Raw genomic sequence first — 18,894 nt, 5'->3', positions numbered from 1 at the left:
AGGCTGCGACGCGCTGGCTACGCTCGGCTACGTACCGAAACGAACGCCGCGAGGCGTTGCACCCGGAGGTCCATCCGTGGCCAACATCCAGACGCTCGATCCCGACGCCTCCCCGCTCGCCTATTACGGCGGCGAGTTGCGCCGCCAGCGCGAGGCCCAGGGCCTGACGCAGCCGCAGTTGGGCGCCATCATCTTCTGCACGGGCTCCCTGATCGGCCAGATCGAGACGACGAAGAAGATCCCCACCCGTGACTTCTCGGAGCGCGTGGACGCGGCGCTGGGGACGGACGGGACGTTCTCGCGGCTGGTGGGTCTTGTGCTGCGGAGCCAGTTGCCGACGTGGTTCCAGCCGTACGCGGACATGGAGGCGAAGGCCGCGTACATCTCGACGTACCAGGCGCAGGTGGTCTACGGGCTGTTGCAGACGGAGGAGTACGCGCGAGCGGTCCTGGCCACCGGTATGCCCGACGACCTGGAGGGTCTGCTCGCCGCCCGGATGGAGCGCCAGCGGATCCTGGAGCGGGAGAAGCCGCCGCTGGCCTGGGCGATCCTGGACGAGGCGGTGCTGTACCGGCCGATCGGCGGGCATGAGGTGATGCGGGCCCAACTCCAGAAGCTGTTGGATTACTCGGCGCACCGCTGGATGCGGATTCAGGTGCTGCCGTTCGAGGCCGGTGAACACGCGAGCCTGGCGGGCTCGTTCAATCAGCTGCGCTTCGACGACGACCCGGAGATCGTCTACACCGAGGACGTCATCTCCGGACATATGACGGCCAACCCGGAGACGGTCAGAGAGGCCTCGCTCCGATACGCTCACCTCCAGGCCACCGCACTCTCCGTCGAGGAATCGGTGGCGCGGATCAGCCGCGTGATGGAGGAGCGTTATGGAGACCGACCCTGACCTGAAGAGCGCGGAATGGCGTAAGTCCAGCTACAGCGGTAACACCGGCGGCGAATGCGTCGAGTGCACCGTGACCGGCGGCGCCGCCTGGCGTACCTCCTCCTACAGCGGCAACACCGGCGGCGACTGCGTCGAGGTCGCCGACGGCTCCCCCTGCGGGTCCGTTCCCGTCCGCGACAGCAAGAACCCGTCCGGCCCCGCGATCGTCCTCGGGGCCCCCGCCTGGCAGGCGTTCGTGGACGGGCTGCGCTGACACCGCCTGCGCGGGGAGCGGCAGGAGCAGGGCGGTACGGGCGACTGGCCCCCGTACCGCCCTGCTCGGCGTCGCGCTCGCGTTCGCGCTTTATTCGGTTGCCCGGGGGCCGGCCCCTGCCATAGCTTCCCCTCTGGCCCCGCGTGGTCCGGACCAATGACCGGGGGCGTCGACCCACTGCGACGGGACGCCGATGACGACGGGACAGACCCTCCGAACGCCGGACGACAGCCTGCCGGGGATCTTCTCCCGGCAGTACGCGGCGGCCACTCTGACCTTCGCAGCGGTGATGTTCCTGACCGGCTTCGCCGCGTTGGCCGTGGTGCCCACGCTGCCGACCGCGGCCGAGGATCTGGACGGGGTGCCCCTGTTCCCCATGGTGGCGGGGAGCTTCGTGGCCGCCAGTCTGCTGGGCGGGGTGCTGGGCGGGCACTGGGCGGACCGCTCCGGCGCGCGGCGCCCCCTGGCCCTGGGCATGGCCCTGTCCGTGGTGACGCTGCTGGTGTCGGCGTCCAGCGTGTCGATCTGGCAGTTGGTGGCCGGCCGCTTCGTGGACGGTCTGGCGGCCGGGATGGTCGCGGTGTCGGTGACGACCGCCATCGGCCAGTCGTACCCGGAGTATCTGCGTCCCCGGATGCTCGCCATGATGAGCGCGAGCTGGATCATTCCCTCCCTGGTCGGCCCCCCGATCGCCGGAGTGGTCGCCGAGGCGTGGTCCTGGCGTGCGGTGTTCTACGGTCTGGCCGCGCTGACGGTGGTGCCCGCGATCGCCCTGGCAGCGGTCCTCCGCCGGGCCTCTGCGGGCGACGGGGGCCGGGCCGCCCCGCCCGACGACCTCCCGCCCGTGGAGGAGCGCGCCTCCCGGCCGCCGCTGCTGGTCGCGGCGCTGCTCAGCCTGGGCGCGGCGCTCGGCCAGTACGGCGTCTCTGGGTGGGATGTGCGCCACCTGCTGTTCGCCGTCGCCGGAGTGGGGCTGCTGGTGGTCTTCGCGCCCCGCCTGCTGCCGGAGGGGACGTGGCGCAGCGCGCGCGGGCTGCCCACCGCGGTCCTGCTGCGCGGGCTGACCTCCGGCACGTACTTCACCGTCGAAGCGCTGGTGCCGTTGATGCTGATCACCGAACGGAAGGTCGCCGCGGTCACGGTCGGCGTCGCGTTCACCGCCTCAGCGGTGCTGTGGGCGGGCGCGTCCTGGGCCCAGGGCAAGCTCCTCCAGCACGTCGCCCGGCACCGCCTCGTCACGGCCGGCGCCCTGGTCATGGCGGCGTCCGTCGCCTTCGCCGTCGCGGGCAGTCTCTCGGGGGCGTCCCCGCTGCTCGCCATGGCGGCCATGCCGCTGGCGGCGATCGGCATGGGCATGCTCGATCCCTGCGTCACGGTGCTCTCGCTCTCCCACAGCGCTCCGGACCGGCTGGGCCACACCACCAGCGCCATGCAGACCAACATGAACCTGGGACAGGTCGTCGTCCTGGCGTGCGCCACCGCCGTGCTCAACGCCGGCCTGGCCGCGGGGGCCGGGCGGCTCGGCGGCTACGCGATCACCTTCTCGCTGCTGCTCGTGCCGACCCTGCTGGTCGCCGTCCTGGCCGTCCGGGCGCGCAACGACTGACCTGCGGCCGCCGCCCACTCCAGCGAACGGCACCGCGGGCGGGCGCAGGGCGGACCCCCGGCACGCCGCCCGGCGCGGGTCTCGTCACGGCGGGGGCAGCGGTCGGCCCAGCTCCCACACCAGCAGCTCCGCCGCCGTCGCGGCGACCGCCTCCAGGCCCCGCGCGCCGGTGACCCGGGCCGCGTCGCCGGGGCCCAGCTCCTCGTCGCCCAAGCCGATCCTGCCGCGTACCACGTGCGCGTACAGGCGCTCCGCGTCGGGGAGCGGCGTCCGGCCGCCGCAGGGCAGCCGGTGCGGGTGCAGCGTCGCACCGGCGGCCGGCAGGGCGTACGGGGCGGAGTCGGCGATGCCGGGGACGACCGTGTACGAGGGGTCGCCGCCCGGCTCCAGGGGCGCCAGCCACATCTGGAGGAAGGTCAGGGGGCCCGCGCCGTCGTTGCGTTCGACGTGGCGGACGCCGGAGGCGGCGCTCAGGTGGGCCAGGTCCCCGGCGCGGACGACCGTGGAGTGGCCGGCCGAGTCGCGGTGGGTCAGCTCGCCCTCGACGACCCAGGTGACGATCTCCGTGTGGCTGTGCGGGTGTTCGTCGAAGCCCGCGCCCGGCGCGAGGCGCTCCTCGTTGCAGGCCAGGACCGGGCCGAAGCGGAGGTTGCCGGGGTCGTAGAAGCGCCCGAAGGACAGGGCGTGCCGGGTGTCGACGCCGGTCGCCCCGTCACCGCCCCGGTAGCGGTCCTCGGCCCGGTGTACGGATATCACCCGGCCACGGTAGCCCGAAGGCGTCCGCCGGGCGTCCCCCTCCCTGGGGTCACTCCCGGCCCGGCCCTCCGGGGGCCCGGCCCGATAAGGCAGTCTTGTCCTCGTGTCCCGACCCGATCCTGAGCACTCCGCCGCCCACGCCGCCCATCTGCACGCCGCGACCCTGAAACGGCTGGAGCGGTCCTCCGGCCGGCTGGCCGCGAACGCGATCGCCCGCATGGACGAATCGCTGCCGTGGTACCGGGCGATGCCCCCGGAGAACCGGTCCTGGATCGGCCTGGTCGCCCAGGCCGGCATCGCCGCTTTCACCGAGTGGTTCCGGCACCCCGAGACCCCGCAGGCCATCTCGACCGACGTGTTCGGCACCGCCCCGCGCGAACTGACCCGGGCGATCACGCTGCGGCAGACCGTGGAGATGGTGCGGACGACCATCGAGGTCATGGAGGCCGCGATCGAGGAGGTCGCCGCTCCCGGCGACGAGTCGGTGCTGCGGGAGGCGCTGCTCGTCTACGCGCGGGAGATCGCCTTCGCCACCGCCCAGGTCTACGCCCAGGCCGCCGAGGCCCGCGGCGCGTGGGACGCCCGGCTGGAATCACTGGTGGTGAACGCGGTGCTGTCCGGCGAGGCGGACGAGGGGGCCGTCTCCCGGGCCGCCGCGCTGGGCTGGAGTTCGCCCGAGCACGTCTGCGTCATCCTCGGCACCGCTCCCGACGGGGACAGCGAGCTGACCGTGGAGGCGATCCGGCGCGCGGCCCGGCATGCGAAGGTGCAGGTCCTGACGGGCGTCCTGGGCAACCGGCTGGTCGTCATCGCCGGCGGCAGCGAGAATCCGCTCCAGGTCGCCAAGGGGCTCATCGGCCCCTACGCCGCCGGGCCGGTCGTCGCGGGGCCCGTGGTCCCGGACCTGCTGGCCGCCACCCGGTCCGCCCAGGCGGCGGCCGCCGGGCTGAAGGCGTGCGCGGCATGGCAGGACGCTCCGCGCCCGGTGCTCGCGGACGATCTTCTTCCGGAGCGCGCGATGGCGGGAGACCCTGCCGCCCGAGTCCAGCTGGTGGAGGAGATCTACAGACCACTGGAGGAGGCCGGTTCGGCTCTTCTCGAAACGCTGAGTGTCTATCTCGAACAGGCGAGCAGTCTGGAGGGGGCCGCGCGGATGCTCTTCGTGCACCCCAACACCGTGCGCTACCGGCTGCGACGTGTGACCGACGTCACCGGATGGTCTCCCTCCGATGTGCGCTCCGCGTTCACCTTGCGCATCGCCCTGATCCTGGGGCGCTTGGCGGCGGCAGGCCCTCAGTCCTAAACTTTTGTCGGACTTCAACAATTTGCCCGACGGTTCTTCGTCCCTGTCCCCACGGGCCTGCGGGGCCGTCCACAAGAGAGAGTGTGAGGGTGCTCGTACTCGTCGCTCCCGGCCAAGGCGCTCAGACGCCCGGCTTCCTGACTCCCTGGCTCGACCTCCCTGGCGCCGCCGACCGCATCGCGGCCTGGTCCGACGCCATCGGGCTCGACCTTGCCCACTACGGCACGCGGGCCGACGCGGAGGAGATCCGTGACACGGCCGTGGCCCAGCCGCTCCTGGTCGCCGCGGGTCTGCTCTCCGCGTCCGCCCTGGGCGCCTCGCCGTCCGTCGTCGCGGGCCACAGCGTCGGTGAGATCACCGCCGCCGCGCTCGCCGGCGTCATCGAGGACGAGGCGGCGCTGCGCTTCGTCCGCACCCGGGGGCTCGGCATGGCCGAGGCCGCCGCGGTCGCCGAGACGGGCATGGCGGCCCTGCTCGGCGGCGACCCCGCCGTCACCGTCCCGCACCTGGAGAAGCTCGGGCTGACTCCGGCCAACGTCAACGGCGGAGGCCAGATCGTCGCCGCGGGCACCCGGGCACAGCTCGCCGCCCTGGAGGCCGACAAGCCCGAGGGCGTGCGCCGGGTGGTCGCGCTGAAGGTGGCCGGGGCGTTCCACACGCACCACATGGCCCCGGCCGTGGAGAAGCTGCGCGCGGCCGTCGGGGACCTCACGGTCGTCGACCCGACCGTGACGTACGTGTCCAACGCCGACGGCCACACCGTCGCCACCGGCACCGAGGTCATCGCCCGGCTCGTCGGGCAGGTCGCCAACCCGGTCCGCTGGGACCTGTGCATGGAGACCTTCCAGTCCCTGGGCGTCACCGCACTCGTCGAGCTGAGCCCCGGCGGCACACTGACCGGGCTCGCCAAGCGCGCGCTGCCCGGCGTGAAGACGCTCGCGCTCAAGACCCCCGACGACCTCGAAGCGGCCCGCGCGCTCATCTCCGAGCACGCGGGCGCCTAAGGAGCCCGAGAGCATGTCGAAGATCAAGCCCAGCAAGGGCGCCCCGTACGCGCGGATTCTCGGTGTCGGCGGTTACCGCCCCACCCGGGTCGTGCCGAACGAGGTGATCCTCGAAACGATCGACTCGTCCGACGAGTGGATTCGCTCCCGCTCCGGTATCGCCACCCGCCACTGGGCCTCGGAGGACGAGACCGTGGCCGCGATGTCGATCGAGGCGTCGGGCAAGGCCATCGCCGACGCCGGCATCGACCCCGCTCAGATCGGCGCGGTCGTCGTCTCGACCGTCTCGCACTTCAAGCAGACCCCGGCCGTCGCCACGGAGATCGCCCACAAGGTCGGCGCGGGACGGCCGGCCGCCTTCGACATCTCGGCCGGCTGCGCGGGCTTCGGCTATGGTCTGACCCTGGCCAAGGGCATGATCGTCGAGGGCTCCGCGGAGTACGTGCTGGTGATCGGCGTGGAGCGGCTCAGCGACCTGACCGATCTGGAGGACCGTGCGACGGCCTTCCTGTTCGGCGACGGCGCGGGCGCGGTCGTCGTGGGCCCCTCGCGGGAACCGGCCATCGGCCCGACCGTATGGGGCTCGGAGGGCGACAAGTCCGAGACCATCAAGCAGACGGTGGCCTGGGACACGTTCCACGCGGACCGCCCCGAGAAGTTCCCCGCCATCACGCAGGAGGGCCAGGCGGTCTTCCGCTGGGCCGTCTACGAGATGGCGAAGGTCGCCCAGCAGGCGCTGGACGCGGCCGGGATCTCCCCGGAGGACCTGGACGTCTTCATCCCGCACCAGGCCAACATGCGGATCATCGACTCGATGGTGAAGACCCTGAAGCTGCCGGAGCACGTCACGGTCGCCCGTGACGTGGAGACCACCGGCAACACGTCCGCCGCCTCGATCCCGCTCGCGATGGAGCGGCTCCTGGCGACCGGTCAGGCGAAGAGCGGCGACACCGCGCTCGTCATCGGCTTCGGGGCGGGTCTCGTCTACGCCGCGACGGTCGTTACCCTCCCCTAGGCACACCGGGCCTTTTGGTCCGTACGCACGAACCCTGAAGAAACCCACCGAAGGAGCGCCAAGATGGCCGCCACGCAGGAAGAGATCGTCACCGGTCTCGCCGAGATCGTCAACGAGATCGCCGGTATCCCGGCCGAGGACGTCCAGCTGGACAAGTCCTTCACCGACGACCTGGACGTCGACTCGCTGTCCATGGTCGAGGTCGTCGTCGCCGCCGAGGAGCGCTTCGACGTCAAGATCCCCGACGAGGACGTCAAGAACCTCAAGACCGTCGGCGACGCTGCCGACTACATCCTGAAGCACCAGGGCTGATCCGAGCCCGGCTGTGTCGCCACCCGGCGGTGGCGCCGCTGATTCACGACCCTCTACACGTGGAGAAGATTTTCCAGTGAACTCGACCAATCGCACCGTGGTCGTCACCGGTATCGGCGCAACCACTCCGCTGGGTGGCGACTCCGCATCGACCTGGGAAGGTCTGATGGCCGGCCGGTCCGGCGTCAGGCCTCTCGAAGGCGAGCGCTTCGCCGAACTGCCCGTCAAGATCGCCGCTCTCGCGGCGGTCGACCCGGGCGACGTACTCCCCCGTCCGCTGGCCCGCAAGCTGGACCGCTCGGCGCAGTTCGCGCTGATCGCGGCCCGCGAGGCCTGGGCGGACGCCGGCTTCACCGGCAAGGCCGGCGACGACGCGTCGGTCCGCCCCGAACGCCTGGGCTCGGTCATCGCCTCCGGCATCGGCGGCGTGACCACCCTGCTCGACCAGTACGACGTGCTGAAGGAGAAGGGCGTACGCCGTGTCTCCCCGCACACCGTCCCCATGCTCATGCCCAACGGCCCGGCGGCCAACGTCGGTCTTGAGGTCAACGCGCAGGCCGGTGTCCACACCCCCGTCTCCGCCTGCGCCTCGGGCGCGGAGGCCATCGGGTACGCCATCGAGATGATCCGCACCGGCCGTGCCGACGTGGTCGTCGCCGGGGGCACGGAGGCGGCGATCCACCCGCTGCCGATCGCCGCGTTCGCCAACATGATGGCGATGTCCAAGAGCAACGACGAGCCCGAGAAGGCCTCGCGTCCCTACGACACCCGCCGGGACGGCTTCGTCCTCGGCGAGGGTGCGGGCGTCGTCGTCCTGGAGTCCGCCGAGCACGCCGCCGCGCGCGGCGCGAAGGTCTACTGCGAGGTGCTGGGGCAGGGGCTGTCGGCCGACTCCCACCACATCGCGCAGCCCGAGCCCACCGGGCGGGGCATCGCCGCCGCGATGCAGAACCTGCTGGACTCCAGCGACCTCAAGCCGTCGGAGGTGGTCCACCTCAACGCCCACGCCACGTCGACGCCGCAGGGCGACATCGCCGAGATCAAGGCGCTGCGCAAGGTGCTGGGCGACGACCTGGACCACGTCGCGATCTCCGCGACCAAGTCGATGACGGGGCACCTGCTGGGCGGCGCGGGCGGCATCGAGACCGTCGCGACGGTCCTCGCACTGCATCGGCGTACGGCTCCGCCGACCATCAACGTCGACGACCTCGACGAGGCGATCGACGCGGACGTCGTGCGCGGCGAGCCGCGGGCGCTGCCCGAGGGGCCGATCGCGGCGATCAACAACTCGTTCGGGTTCGGCGGCCACAACGTGGTGCTGGCGTTCAGGACCGTGTGACCCTGCGCCGTCCCGGCGTTCCGTGACGGAAGAAGCCCGCCTCCCCGGTCCTCCGGGAGGCGGGCTTCCGGCGTGCGGGGGTGCTCCGGCAGGCGGGCTCCTGACGTGCGCGGCGCGTTCCGCGGCTCACACCACCTGGTGGAGCCAGCGGACCGGGGCGCCCTCGCCCGCGTGGCGGAAGGACTCCAGTTCGTCGTCCCAGGGCTTGCCGAGCAGGGAGGCGATCTCCGCCTCCAGGTCGCTCTCGCCGCGCGTCGACCGGGCCAGGGCGGCCCTCAGCCGGTCCTCCGGGATCAGGATGTCGCCGTGCATGCCGGTGACGGCGTGGAAGATGCCGAGGCCGGGGGTGGAGCTGTAGCGCTCCCCCTCGGCGGTGGGGCACGGCTCCGCGGTCACCTCGAAGCGCAACAGGTCCCAGCCGCGCAGGGCGGAGGCGAGCTGCGAGGCGGTGCCGGCGCGGCCCTTCCAGGAGAACTCGGACCGCCAGGTGCCGGGGGCGGCCGGCTGTCTGACCCAGTCCAGCTGGACCCGCACACCGAGCACGTTCGCCACCGCCCATTCGACGTGCGGGCACAGCGCGCGCGGTGCGGAGTGAACGTACAGGACTCCACGTGTCGTCACCGGAACCTCCCGTGTGGGACGAGGTACGCCTTCCCCAGCGGCCTCGTGCCCGCACCGCCTTTTTCCGGCCGGTTCCCGAGGTTGTCATCAGTAAACAGCATCGGGAGCTAATCTCCTGAAAAGGGACAGTATGTGACGAGATGTAATATACCGGACCGACTCGCGTGCGCGCGGGCGTGCGGGATGCCACTGGTTCGACGGGGAAAAGCTACCGTGCGCCGGGGCCGCCCGTGTGACGTACCGTCGGTCCCGGGCCCCCTGATGCGACGGCTTTCACCCGACCGGGCACGCACGCCCATGACCTGGGGCTGTCGGGCCTGCCAGGGGCCGGCCCCTGGCAGGGGTCAGGGCACGACCGGAGGGGATCGGCGCATGCCGGAGCAGGGAAAACGTCCGCGGAAGCGTGGTGCCGCCGCGTTGACGGCGCTCTCCTGTCTGGGTGTCGCCGCGCTGGCCGGCTGCGGCGGAGGCGACGGCGACGCGGCACGGAACGCGCCCGCCGCCTCGCGTACCGCGGCGCCGTCGCCCACGCCCACTCCGGGCTGGGACCCGGCGCCGGGCTCCGTCGCGGCCGTCGGGGACTCCATCACCCGGGGCTTCGACGCCTGCGGGGTCCTGGCCGACTGCCCGGAGGTGTCGTGGGCCACCGGCAGCGACGGTGCGGTGCGCAGCCTCGCGGTGCGGCTGCTCGGGCCGTCGAAAGCGGCGGAGCGCAGCTGGAACCACGCCGTCTCCGGGGCCCGGATGGCGCAGTTGCCCGCGCAGATGGCCCTGGCGGCGAAGGAGCGGCCGGAGCTGGTCACCGTGATGATCGGCGCGAACGACGCCTGCCGGGACTCGGTGCGGCTGATGACTCCGGTGGCGGACTTCCGGGCCTCGTTCGAGACATCGCTGCGCCGGTTGCGGGCCGGGGCCCCGAAGGCGCAGGTCTACGTCTCCAGCGTGCCGGACCTGAAGCGGCTGTGGTCCACCGGGCGGACCAGCGAGCTGGGGAAGAAGGTCTGGCAGCTCGGGATCTGCCGGTCCATGCTGGCCGACGCCGACGATCTGGGGCCCGCGGCCGTGGCCCGGCGGGACGCGGTGCGGGAGCGGGTGGTGGCCTACAACGAGGTGCTGCGGGACGTGTGCGCGAAGGACCGGCACTGCCGGTACGACGGCGGCGCGGTGTTCGACTTCCGCTTCACCGGGGCGCAGCTGAGCCCGTGGGACTGGTTCCACCCGAGCCGCGACGGCCAGGCCCGGCTGGCGGAGATCGCCTACCGCAACGTCACGGCGGCCGAGCCCCCGGCGCGGGGACCGGCGGCCTGAGGACGGACGGTCGCACGGATGGCCGCAGCGCGCCCGGGACGGTCCGCCGGCGGGCGGGGACCGCTCCGGGGCCGGCGGGGCCAAGGGAGGGAAGGGCTCCGGGGCCGGCGCCGGGCCCCGCCGCCGCGCGGCGCGGGCGTGCGGCGGGTCGGCGGCGGGGCTCGGCGGGGCCTGACGAATGGCGCGGGCCGGTCCTGCCCCCTCACCATGAGGAGCGTGATGTGCCCGTCGGCGACGAAGGGGGTCGACCATGGCCGTGGAGCCGGGCTACGACGACACGACGGCGGACGTGGCGGAGAGCCGTCTCGCCGCCGCACCGGCCGCCGGAGGCGCGGCGGCGCACTCCCGGGCCGCCGGGGCCGCGGCCGAGCTCGTCTCACCGGTCGGGTCCCACAACGAGTGGGACCCGCTGGAGGAGATCATCGTCGGCCGCCTCGACAACGCGACGATCCCCTCCAGTCATCCGGTGGTGTCCTGCAACGTCCCGCCGTGGGCGGCCCGCCTCCAGGGGCTCGCGGCCGGGCGGAGGTATCCCCGGAGACTGATGGAGCCGGCCCAGCAGGAGCTGGACGCGTTCGTCGCCCTCCTCCAGTCGCTCGGCGTCACGGTCACCCGCCCGGACCCGGTCGACCACCGGCGCCGCTTCGCGACCCCCGACTGGGTCTCGCGCGGCTTCTGCAACACCTGCCCGCGCGACAGCCTGCTCGTGATCGGCGACGAGATCATCGAGACCCCGATGGCATGGCCCTGCCGGTACTACGAGACACACTCGTACCGCACGGTCCTGAAGGACTACTTCCGGCGCGGGGCCCGCTGGACGGCCGCGCCGAAGCCGGAGCTGACCGACGAGCTGTTCGCGCCGGACTTCCGTGCCCCCCGAGCCGATGAGCCCATGCGCTACATCCTCACCGAGTTCGAGCCGGTGTTCGATGCGGCGGATTTCATCCGCGCGGGACGCGACCTGTTCGTCACGCGCAGCAACGTCACCAACGCCCTGGGCATCGAATGGCTGCGCCGCCACCTGGGCCCCGGCTACCGCATCCACGAGATCGAGAGCCGCTGCCGTACGCCGATGCACATCGACACCACGTTCCTCGTCCTCGCGCCCGGCAAGGTGCTCGTCAACCCCGAGTACATCGACGTCGACCGGCTGCCCGCCGTGCTGGACGGGTGGGACGTGCTGGTCGCCCCCGAGCCCGACCCCATCGAGGACCGGGTGCTCAGGACGACCTCGCTGTGCGGCAGGTGGCTCAGCATGAACGTCCTGATGGTCGACGAGAAGCGGGTCATCGCGGAGCGGCACCACACCGGCATGCTGCGCGCGCTCGAACGGTGGGGGTTCGAGCCGATCCCGTGCGACCTGCTGCACTACGCGCCGTTCGGCGGCTCCTTCCACTGCGCGACGCTCGACGTACGGCGGCGCGGCGGCCTGGAGTCCTACACCGGCTGATCGCCCGCCGCCCGCGCGTCCGGGCCCCCGCCCGGCTTCGCGTCCGTGCCGGGGGCCGTCAGGTCGCGGGCGAGGAGGGTGGCTCCGGCGACGGCGCCCGGCATGAGGAACACCGCGGCGAACGGGACCAGGAAGGCCAGGGCCAGCGGGACGCCGAAGCCGAGCACCAGCAGCCGGCGGCCGCGCAGCAGGACGAGGCGGTCCTTCAGGACCATGCCCCTGCGCTGGAGGGCGACCGCGGTCAGTTCCTCGGCGAGGAAGTAGCCGGATACGCAGAAGGCCAGCGCGGGCACGACGGTCTGGCCGATGACCGGGATGAAGCCGCAGGCGAAGAGGGCGATTCCGTACAGGGCGACGCGCAGCAGGACGCGCACGGAGTCGCGGGCGGAGATCCACAGCTCCCGCCAGAGGGACAGCCCGGACTCGGGGACCTCGCCGCCCTCGCCGCGGTCGACCTCCTCGGAGAGCGACTCGTAGAACGGCTGGCCGACCAGGAGCGTGACGGCGGTGAAGGTGACGACGGCGAGGAAGAGCCCGAGGACGAAGACGAGCGCGGTCAGAGCGGTGCGCAGCAGGGCCTGCCAGGGCGAGGACCAGGCGTCGGCGAACGGGGTCGCCCAGGCGACGAGGTCGTCCGCCCCGTGGCCGAGCCCGACGAGCGCGCCCGCGTAGACGAAGAGGGTGATGAGTCCGGGCAGCAGCCCGAACCCGAACCAGCGCCCGCGCCGGGCAACCCAGCGCTGACCCTTCATCACATAGCCGAAACCCGCGCCGAGATCACTCATGGGCGTCAGCGTAACCACCTGCGGAAAGCGGCGAGGACCGCACCCCGGGCGGGGCGCGGTCCTCGTTCGGCGGCGCTGCGGTCAGGCGACCGAGAGCTCGACCTTGATGTTTCCACGGGTGGCGCTCGAGTACGGGCAGACCTGGTGGGCCTTCTCGACGAGCGACTGGGCGGTGGCCCGGTCGACGTTCGGGATGGAGGCGGTGATCGCGACCTCCAGGCCGAAGCCGCCGGCCTCGTTCTTGCCGATGCCGACCGACGCGGTCACGGTCGAGCCGGAGATGTCGGCCTTCTCCTGACGGGCGACGACACCGAGAGCGCCCTGGAAGCAGGCGCTGTAGCCGGCCGCGAAGAGCTGCTCCGGGTTGGTGCCCGCGCCGCTGCCGCCCATGGCCTGCGGCGGGTTGACGACGACGTCGAGCTGACCGTCGTCGGAGGAGACCCGTCCGTCGCGGCCGTTCTCGGCGGTGGCGACGGCGGTGTAGGCGACGTCTATCTTCTGGATGGTCATGGTGTGAGAATTCCTCCAGTCAGTGCGCCGCGACTCGCGCCCACGATCGCGACGGCCTGCGGATGAGCCTAACGGGTGACCGTGGCCGGCAGGGGGCGGGTCAGACGAGCGAGACGATCATCTTTCCGGTGTTCTCGCCGCGCAGCAGGCCGACGAACGCGTCGTAGCCGTTCTCGATGCCCTCGACGGTCGTCTCGCGGTACTTCAGCTCGCCCGAGGCCAGCCAGCCGGCGACCTCCTGGACGAACTGCGGCTGGAGGTCGGCGTGGTCGCCGACGAGCATGCCCGTCAGACGCAGCCGCTTGCCGATGATCAGCGCCATGTTGCGCGGGCCGGGAGTCGGCTCGGTCGCGTTGTACTGGGCGATCATGCCGCAGATGGTGGCCCGGCCGTGCACGTTGAGCGCGCTGATCGCGGCTTCGAGGTGGTCGCCGCCGACGTTGTCGAAGTAGACGTCGATGCCGTCGGGGGCGGCTTCCTTGAGCTGCTCGTGGACGGGCCCGTTCTTGTAGTTGAAGGCGGCGTCGAAGCCGTACTCCTCGGTGAGGAGCCTGACCTTCTCGTCGGAGCCGGCGGAGCCGATGACCCGCGAAGCGCCCTTGAGCTTGGCGAGCTGGCCGACCTGGCTGCCGACCGCCCCTGCCGCGCCGGAGACGAAGACCGCGTCGCCCTCCTTGAAGGAGGCGACCTCGAACAGGCCCGCGTAGGCGGTGAGGCCGGTCATGCCGAGCACACCGAGGTAGGCGGAGAGCGGGGCGAGGTCGGGGTCGACCTGGACCGCGTGCCGGGCGGGCACGTCGGCGATCTCACGCCAGCCCAGACCGTGCAGGACGTGGTCGCCCACGGCGAACCCGTCGGCGTTCGAGGCGATGACCTCGCCGACCGCGCCGCCGTCCATGGGGTGGTCGAGCTTGAAGGGCGGGGTATACGACTTCACGTCGTTCATCCGGCCGCGCATGTACGGGTCGACCGAGAAGTACTTGTTGCGGACGAGGATGCGGCCTTCGGCCGGAGCGGCGACCGCGGCCTCACGCAGCGCGAAGTCCTCGGCCTTGGGCCAGCCGTGCGGGCGGGCGACGAGGTGCCATTCACGGCTCGACGTGGGAAGTGCTGCAGACATGGGCTCGGGTTCTCCTCAATGTCCTACGGGGGTGCGAAGCGTCCGCGGCTCCGCGGCTCGGGAGGCGCACGAAAAGCTTCATGACGTGAAACAACCATGCTCCTGAATATTTCATATTGTCAAGTAAATCGGTACGCTGTCTTCCATGGCCACTCGTACAGACCCCCTGACCCTTGAGGTCGTCGAACTCATCGGCACCGTCGTGGCCCGCTACCACGAGGAGTACGAGCGGGCCGCCGCCGAGCACGCCCTCACCGGGGCCCAGGCGCGGGTGCTCGGCCTGCTCTCCCTGGAGCCCCTGCCGATGCGGAAGATCGCCCTCACCCTGAAGTGCGAGCCGTCGAACATCACGGGGATCGTCGACCGGCTGGAGGCCCGGGAGCTGGTCGAGCGCAGGCCCGACCCGGCCGACCGGCGGGTGAAGCTGGCCGCCGCGACGGCCAAGGGCGCCCGCACCGCCCGCGAGCTGCGCGATGCGCTGGACTTCGCCCGGGAGCCGCTGGCCGGTCTCTCCGAGGCCGAGCGCACGACGCTGCGTGACCTGCTGCGGCGCATGCTGGGCGAAGAGGCGTAAGCACCCGGTCCGCGCGGCGTGCACGGCGGCGGCCTGCTCACGCACTCGCTCGCTCACTCACTCACTCACGGGAGAATGGGCGGCATGACCGATCCCGCCCCCTTCGGCCCGCTCCAGTTCCAGCTCGTCCTCCTCCGCCGGATGGCCGACCACCGACCCGAGCTGGTCGAGGAGGCCCGGCGCCGGCTCGGCGCCCGACCCGCCGACCTGCGGGAGGCCAACCGCCGCTGGCAGGCGATGGTGCGCGCACCCCGCGGGCGAGGACCGCTGCGCCGCTACCGCTCGGTGCTCGGCGAACCCGAGCACACGCTGAAGCGGCGCGTCGGGGACCTGGAGTGCGAGGCGCTGCTGTGGCCGGTGCCGCTCTGGCCGGACCTGCGGTTCGAGGTGACGGCCGGGCCGGGCGGGGCGGTGTGGAACGAGTGGCTGGTACGGGCTCCGGGGGCGAAGGGCCCTCGGCTCACCTCACCCGCCGCGCTGCGCCCCTGGTCGTGCACGGTGGAGGAGGCCGCCCGCGCCTTTCCCCCGGCGCGGCCGATGGAGGGCAGCGCGCCGACCCGCTGGGCGCTGGCCCTCACCGACCCCGGGACCGGGCGGGAGCGCGTCGCCGAGTTCACCTGGGGCCTCTTCCAGCGGCTGCTTCCGGAGTGAGGCCGCCGGACGGCGGGGCAGCGGGGCCGCCGTCCGGCGACCGCGCCTGGCGGGCCGTCAGCTCCCGTCCCCGTACGGCGCATCCCAGCGCGCGCCGGGGCGCGGAGGGGGCGACGATGCGAGGAGTGGCCGGCCGCCGCCGGCGCCCCCTCCGCGCTCCCGGGAGAGCCTGTCGTGACCGTCAGCCTTGAGCAGTTGCAGCGTTGCCATGTCGCCGTCGATCTCGGGGCCGCGAGGACCCGTGTGTACGTCAAGGGACTCGGGCTCGTCGTCGACGAACCCAGCGTCGCCGCCGTCAACACCCGTACCGGCTCCCTCATCGCCGTCGGCGCGCTGGCCGAGCAGATGACCGGCCGCACCCCCGCGTACATCCGGGTGGCCCGCCCGGTGTCCGGCGGCTCCGTCGTCGACATCGAGATGGCCCAGCGGATGCTGCGTCATCTGCTCGGCGACAAGCTCCGCCGCCAGTTGCGCCGCAAGCCCCGGCTCCGCGCCGCCGCCTGCACCCCGCACGAAGCCGACCCGCTGGCCCGGCGCGCGACGGTGGAGACCCTGGTCGGGCTCGGCGCCCGGCGGGTCGAGCTGGTCGACACCCTGATCGCCGCCGCCGTGGGGTGCGGGCTGCCGGTGGAACAGCCCACCGCCACCATGATCATGGTGTGCGGCGCGGCGACCACCCAGATCGCGGTGCTCTCGCTCGGCTCGATCGTGACCGCCCTGCGGATTCCGGTGGGCGGCAACGCGATCGACGACGCGGTGGTCCAGCACCTGCGCCAGCACCACGAGCTGATGCTGCCGAGCCAGTCCGTGCGCCCCCTGCAACTGGCCCTGCACGGCAACGGGCTCCAGCTCACCGGCCCCGCCCGGACCGAGATCCACGGCCGCGACGTGGCCACCGGGCTGGCCCGCTCGGTGCAGGTCGACACCGCCGCCGTACGCACCGCCATCCACGCCCCGCTCACCGCGGTGCTCGACGGGGTGGGCAGGGTGCTGCGCGACTGCCCGCCCGATCTGGTGGCCGACCTCGCCGACCGCGGGGTCATGATGGTGGGCGGCAGCGCCCTGCTCCCGGGCCTCGACCAGATGCTGCGCGACGCGACGGGCATGCCGGTGCACATCGCGGAGCGGCCCGACACCTGCGCGGTGCTCGGGCTCGGGGCGATGCTGGACGGCAAGGTCCAGCCGATGGCCCTCAACCAGATGGCGGGCTGAGCCCTCCGGCGGGCCGGACGAGCGATGCGGACGGCGTACGGATGACGGCCCACGAGCCGGACGGCACCGCTCCCCCGCCGACCGGGTGCGCGGGAGCCGACCGCGCGGCGGGCGGCGGAGGCGGCCGGCCCGGGCCGTTCCTGGAAGCCGCCCTCGCCGTCGGCGGCGACCTCGACCTGGCAGCCGTCCTCCAGCGGATCGTGGACACCGCCACCTCCCTGACCGGCGCCCGCCGGGGCGCGCTGGCGGTGCTGGAGCCCGACCGGGACCGGATCGGCGAGCTGTACACCGCGGGCACGACGGCGGCGGAGCGCCGGCTCGCCGAGCGCCTCCCGCACGGCGATCCCGACGCCCTGGACCTTCCGGTCGAGGGCCCCCGCCCGCTGCCCTCGGATGATCACGGCGCCGCCGCGTCCGCGCCGGACCGCCTGTCGGTACGGGGCTTTCTGCGGGCCCCGGTCCCGGTGCGCACCGAGGTGTTCGGCCGCCTGCGCCTCGCCGGGAAGCCGGCCGGGTCCTTCACCGACACCGACCTGGCGCTGCTGCGGGTCCTGGCCTCGCAGGCGGGCTCCGCGATCGGCCACGCCCGGCTCTACGAGGCCGCCCGGCAGCGCGAACGCTGGATCGAGGGCACGGCCGCCGTCACCACGGCCCTGCTGACCGGCGCCAACGCGGCCGACGCGCTGATGACGGTGGCCGAGCAGGCCCGTGTGCTGGCCGGCGCCTCGGCCGGGGTGATCCTCCAGCCGACCCCGGAGGGCGGTATGGAGATCGTCACCGCCTCCACCCTGGACGATCCGGCGGGCATCGTGGGAACGGTGATCGAGCCCGGCTCCCCCGTGCTCGTCCAGTTGCTCGGGGGCGAGCCGGTCTTCGTCGAGGACTCGGCCACCGACCCCCGGATGACCACCGGCGTGCGGTCCCGCTTCGGGCCGAGCATGATGCTGCCGTTGCAGAGCGGCGGCCGGCTCATCGGCACACTCGCGCTGCCCCGGCGGCGCGGCGAACCGCCGTACTCGGCCGTGGACCGCCTGCTGGCGACGCAGTTCGCCTCGCAGGCGGCGCTGGCGCTGGTGATGGCGGACGCGCAGGCCGACCGGGAGCAGCTGGCGGTGTACGAGGACCGCGACCGGATCGCCCGTGATCTGCACGACCTGGTCGTGCAGCGGCTCTTCGCCACGGAGATGATGCTGGAGTCGACCCGCCGGGCCGCGTCGAAGGAGCCCGGTGGGGCCGGGGCCGCCGGCGCGGGGACCGGCGCTCTGCTCGGCCGGGCCGTGGACGAGCTGGACTCCACCGTCCAGGAGGTCCGCACCGCGATCTTCGCCCTCCAGCAGCCGCCCGCCGAGGCCCCGAGCACCTTCCGCGGCCGGGTGCTGCGGGAGACCGGGGGCGCGGCGGCGCTGCTGGGGTTCCCGCCGTCGGTGCACTTCGCGGGGGCGGTGGACGCGCTGGTGGGCGAGGCGGTGGGCGGGGAGCTGCTGGCCGCGTTGCGCGGGGCGCTGGCCGCCGCGCACCGCAGACCGGGGGTGGGGGCCATCGAGGTGGAGGTGGACGCCACGGTGCGGCTGCCGGACGGGCGCGGCGCGGTGCGGCTGATGGTCGCGGACGACGGGCGTGCCGAGGACGGCGGGCGGTCGACGACGGTGACCTGGCAGGCGCCTCTGTGACCTGCGGCGGCGGCCCGAGCCATCAGCGCTTCGGGGCGGCCCGCAAGGCGATCCGGGTGGTGGAGTGCGCGACGCCCGCCTCCCGTTTCAGCCGGCGCAGCAGGGCGTCCAGCGCTCCGGGGTCGGCGGCGGTGGCGCGCAGGAGGTAGTCGTGGCCGCCCGTCAGGTGCACCACCTCTGTGATGCCGGGGAGTGCCAGGACGGAGCGTTCGAACTCCTCGTTCGTCGTGTCGAGGCGCAGCGTCACGTCGATGAAGACGACCAGGCCGGAGCGGGTGTCGGCGGCCGGGTCGATGATGACGGTGAAGCCGCGGATCACCCCGTCCCGGCGCATCCGGCGGACCCGGTCGCCCGCCGCGTTGGCGCCGAGTCCCACGCGTACGCCCAGATCGCGGTAGGAGATCCGCGCGTCTTCCTGGAGAATGCCGAGGATTTCCCTGTCCAACCGGTCCATGCCTCAATTGTCCCAGCTTGTTGCGACAGCGGCTGCGGGTGGCCCGGCAG

Annotated in this window: 20 protein-coding genes; 14 read left to right on the top strand and 6 right to left on the bottom strand. The window is 72.9% G+C overall.

All coding sequences use genetic code 11. The features are described from left to right. Positions 1–76 precede the first annotated feature (76 nt). The 3 genes from V9U70_RS22790 to V9U70_RS22780 all read left to right on the top strand — a co-directional run bounded on the left by V9U70_RS22790 (position 77) and on the right by V9U70_RS22780 (position 2,760). Entirely contained in the window at positions 77–901 is an 825-nt protein-coding gene (locus V9U70_RS22790) for a helix-turn-helix domain-containing protein (RefSeq protein WP_336678035.1), read from the top strand. Then, a complete protein-coding gene (locus V9U70_RS22785) occupies positions 885–1,154 on the top strand; it encodes a DUF397 domain-containing protein (protein WP_336678033.1) in 270 nt (89 codons plus the stop codon). Before V9U70_RS22790 ends, V9U70_RS22785 begins: the two co-directional genes overlap by 17 nt. Positions 1,155–1,347: 193 nt before the next feature. Further along, on the top strand, positions 1,348–2,760 hold the full coding sequence (locus tag V9U70_RS22780) for an MFS transporter (protein WP_336678032.1): 1,413 nt from the start codon (positions 1,348–1,350) through the stop codon (positions 2,758–2,760). An 84-nt stretch (positions 2,761–2,844) separates the two neighbouring features. Here V9U70_RS22780 and V9U70_RS22775 read toward each other — a convergent pair whose 3' ends face one another. After that, positions 2,845–3,516, bottom strand: a complete 672-nt coding sequence (locus V9U70_RS22775) for a pirin family protein (protein ID WP_336678030.1) — start codon at positions 3,514–3,516, stop codon at positions 2,845–2,847. A gap of 103 nt (positions 3,517–3,619) precedes the next feature. Between V9U70_RS22775 and V9U70_RS22770 the strand changes: the two genes are divergently transcribed. From V9U70_RS22770 to fabF, 5 genes are all read left to right on the top strand, one after another. After that, positions 3,620–4,819: a PucR family transcriptional regulator gene (locus tag V9U70_RS22770; RefSeq protein WP_336678029.1), complete on the top strand. Its 1,200-nt coding sequence runs from the start codon at positions 3,620–3,622 to the stop codon at positions 4,817–4,819. An 89-nt stretch (positions 4,820–4,908) separates the two neighbouring features. Next, positions 4,909–5,823 (top strand): ACP S-malonyltransferase, encoded by a 915-nt coding sequence (locus V9U70_RS22765; RefSeq protein ID WP_336678027.1) that lies wholly within the window; start codon positions 4,909–4,911, stop codon positions 5,821–5,823. Between the two features lie 13 nt (positions 5,824–5,836). Continuing rightward, a complete protein-coding gene (locus tag V9U70_RS22760) occupies positions 5,837–6,838 on the top strand; it encodes a ketoacyl-ACP synthase III (protein WP_336678026.1) in 1,002 nt (333 codons plus the stop codon). A gap of 63 nt (positions 6,839–6,901) precedes the next feature. After that, positions 6,902–7,150: an acyl carrier protein gene (locus V9U70_RS22755; protein ID WP_336678024.1), complete on the top strand. Its 249-nt coding sequence runs from the start codon at positions 6,902–6,904 to the stop codon at positions 7,148–7,150. Between the two features lie 76 nt (positions 7,151–7,226). Beyond that, positions 7,227–8,489, top strand: coding sequence for a beta-ketoacyl-ACP synthase II (gene fabF / locus V9U70_RS22750; RefSeq protein ID WP_336678022.1), 1,263 nt, complete (start codon positions 7,227–7,229; stop codon positions 8,487–8,489). Between the two features lie 126 nt (positions 8,490–8,615). Here the strand turns inward: fabF and V9U70_RS22745 are convergent, their stop codons facing one another. Further along, a complete protein-coding gene (locus V9U70_RS22745) occupies positions 8,616–9,110 on the bottom strand; it encodes a DUF3145 domain-containing protein (protein WP_336678020.1) in 495 nt (164 codons plus the stop codon). Between the two features lie 372 nt (positions 9,111–9,482). On the opposite strand from V9U70_RS22745, the gene V9U70_RS22740 reads away from it, so the two are divergent. Together V9U70_RS22740 and V9U70_RS22735 are read left to right on the top strand one after the other, a co-directional pair. Beyond that, complete coding sequence (locus V9U70_RS22740) at positions 9,483–10,418, top strand: SGNH/GDSL hydrolase family protein (RefSeq protein WP_336678018.1); 936 nt, start codon at positions 9,483–9,485, stop codon at positions 10,416–10,418. Between the two features lie 250 nt (positions 10,419–10,668). Then, positions 10,669–11,868, top strand: a complete 1,200-nt coding sequence (locus tag V9U70_RS22735) for an amidinotransferase (protein ID WP_336678016.1) — start codon at positions 10,669–10,671, stop codon at positions 11,866–11,868. Here V9U70_RS22735 and V9U70_RS22730 read toward each other — a convergent pair. From V9U70_RS22730 to V9U70_RS22720, 3 genes are all read right to left on the bottom strand, one after another. Beyond that, positions 11,856–12,653, bottom strand: coding sequence for an EI24 domain-containing protein (locus tag V9U70_RS22730; RefSeq protein WP_336678014.1), 798 nt, complete (start codon positions 12,651–12,653; stop codon positions 11,856–11,858). The genes V9U70_RS22735 and V9U70_RS22730 overlap by 13 nt on opposite strands. Positions 12,654–12,734: 81 nt before the next feature. Next, positions 12,735–13,163 carry an organic hydroperoxide resistance protein gene (locus V9U70_RS22725; RefSeq protein ID WP_336678013.1) on the bottom strand — a complete coding sequence of 143 codons (429 nt, stop codon included), beginning with the start codon at positions 13,161–13,163 and terminating at the stop codon, positions 12,735–12,737. A 100-nt stretch (positions 13,164–13,263) separates the two neighbouring features. Further along, the gene (locus V9U70_RS22720; RefSeq protein ID WP_336678012.1) at positions 13,264–14,283 is read right to left on the bottom strand and encodes an NADP-dependent oxidoreductase; all 1,020 of its coding nucleotides are present in this window, start codon (positions 14,281–14,283) and stop codon (positions 13,264–13,266) included. Positions 14,284–14,428: 145 nt separating this feature from the next. Here V9U70_RS22720 and V9U70_RS22715 point away from each other — a divergent pair, with 145 nt between their 5' ends. From V9U70_RS22715 to V9U70_RS22700, 4 genes are all read left to right on the top strand, one after another. Next, positions 14,429–14,857 carry a MarR family winged helix-turn-helix transcriptional regulator gene (locus V9U70_RS22715; RefSeq protein WP_336678010.1) on the top strand — a complete coding sequence of 143 codons (429 nt, stop codon included), beginning with the start codon at positions 14,429–14,431 and terminating at the stop codon, positions 14,855–14,857. A gap of 84 nt (positions 14,858–14,941) precedes the next feature. Next, on the top strand, positions 14,942–15,508 hold the full coding sequence (locus V9U70_RS22710) for a hypothetical protein (RefSeq protein ID WP_336678008.1): 567 nt from the start codon (positions 14,942–14,944) through the stop codon (positions 15,506–15,508). 174 nt (positions 15,509–15,682) lie between these two features. Beyond that, positions 15,683–16,720, top strand: a complete 1,038-nt coding sequence (locus V9U70_RS22705; protein ID WP_336678006.1) for a rod shape-determining protein — start codon at positions 15,683–15,685, stop codon at positions 16,718–16,720. Between the two features lie 41 nt (positions 16,721–16,761). Next, a complete protein-coding gene (locus V9U70_RS22700; RefSeq protein WP_336678004.1) occupies positions 16,762–18,390 on the top strand; it encodes a GAF domain-containing protein in 1,629 nt (542 codons plus the stop codon). Between the two features lie 22 nt (positions 18,391–18,412). On the opposite strand, the gene V9U70_RS22695 is transcribed toward V9U70_RS22700, so the two are convergent. Then, positions 18,413–18,844, bottom strand: coding sequence for an Lrp/AsnC family transcriptional regulator (locus V9U70_RS22695; RefSeq protein ID WP_336678002.1), 432 nt, complete (start codon positions 18,842–18,844; stop codon positions 18,413–18,415). Positions 18,845–18,894: the final 50 nt, after the last annotated feature.

Source organism: Streptomyces pratensis (genome assembly GCF_037137275.1).
GTDB lineage: Bacteria > Actinomycetota > Actinomycetes > Streptomycetales > Streptomycetaceae > Streptomyces > Streptomyces pratensis_B.
The sequence above is the reverse complement of the archived record's forward strand: the minus strand, read 5'-3'. Positions and strand labels throughout refer to the sequence as shown.

What these genes read in the sequence shown, in the direction of transcription:
- V9U70_RS22785 (WP_336678033.1), top strand. Translation starts at nt 885, where the DNA reads ATGGAGACCGACCCTGACCTGAAGAGCGCGGAATGGCGTAAGTCCAGC.
- V9U70_RS22780 (WP_336678032.1), top strand. Translation starts at nt 1,348, where the DNA reads ATGACGACGGGACAGACCCTCCGAACGCCGGACGACAGCCTGCCGGGG.
- V9U70_RS22760 (WP_336678026.1), top strand. Translation starts at nt 5,837, where the DNA reads ATGTCGAAGATCAAGCCCAGCAAGGGCGCCCCGTACGCGCGGATTCTC.
- V9U70_RS22755 (WP_336678024.1), top strand. Translation starts at nt 6,902, where the DNA reads ATGGCCGCCACGCAGGAAGAGATCGTCACCGGTCTCGCCGAGATCGTC.
- V9U70_RS22740 (WP_336678018.1), top strand. Translation starts at nt 9,483, where the DNA reads ATGCCGGAGCAGGGAAAACGTCCGCGGAAGCGTGGTGCCGCCGCGTTG.
- V9U70_RS22735 (WP_336678016.1), top strand. Translation starts at nt 10,669, where the DNA reads ATGGCCGTGGAGCCGGGCTACGACGACACGACGGCGGACGTGGCGGAG.
- V9U70_RS22730 (WP_336678014.1), bottom strand. Translation starts at nt 12,653, where the DNA reads ATGAGTGATCTCGGCGCGGGTTTCGGCTATGTGATGAAGGGTCAGCGC.
- V9U70_RS22725 (WP_336678013.1), bottom strand. Translation starts at nt 13,163, where the DNA reads ATGACCATCCAGAAGATAGACGTCGCCTACACCGCCGTCGCCACCGCC.
- V9U70_RS22720 (WP_336678012.1), bottom strand. Translation starts at nt 14,283, where the DNA reads ATGTCTGCAGCACTTCCCACGTCGAGCCGTGAATGGCACCTCGTCGCC.
- V9U70_RS22715 (WP_336678010.1), top strand. Translation starts at nt 14,429, where the DNA reads ATGGCCACTCGTACAGACCCCCTGACCCTTGAGGTCGTCGAACTCATC.
- V9U70_RS22710 (WP_336678008.1), top strand. Translation starts at nt 14,942, where the DNA reads ATGACCGATCCCGCCCCCTTCGGCCCGCTCCAGTTCCAGCTCGTCCTC.
- V9U70_RS22700 (WP_336678004.1), top strand. Translation starts at nt 16,762, where the DNA reads ATGACGGCCCACGAGCCGGACGGCACCGCTCCCCCGCCGACCGGGTGC.
- V9U70_RS22695 (WP_336678002.1), bottom strand. Translation starts at nt 18,844, where the DNA reads ATGGACCGGTTGGACAGGGAAATCCTCGGCATTCTCCAGGAAGACGCG.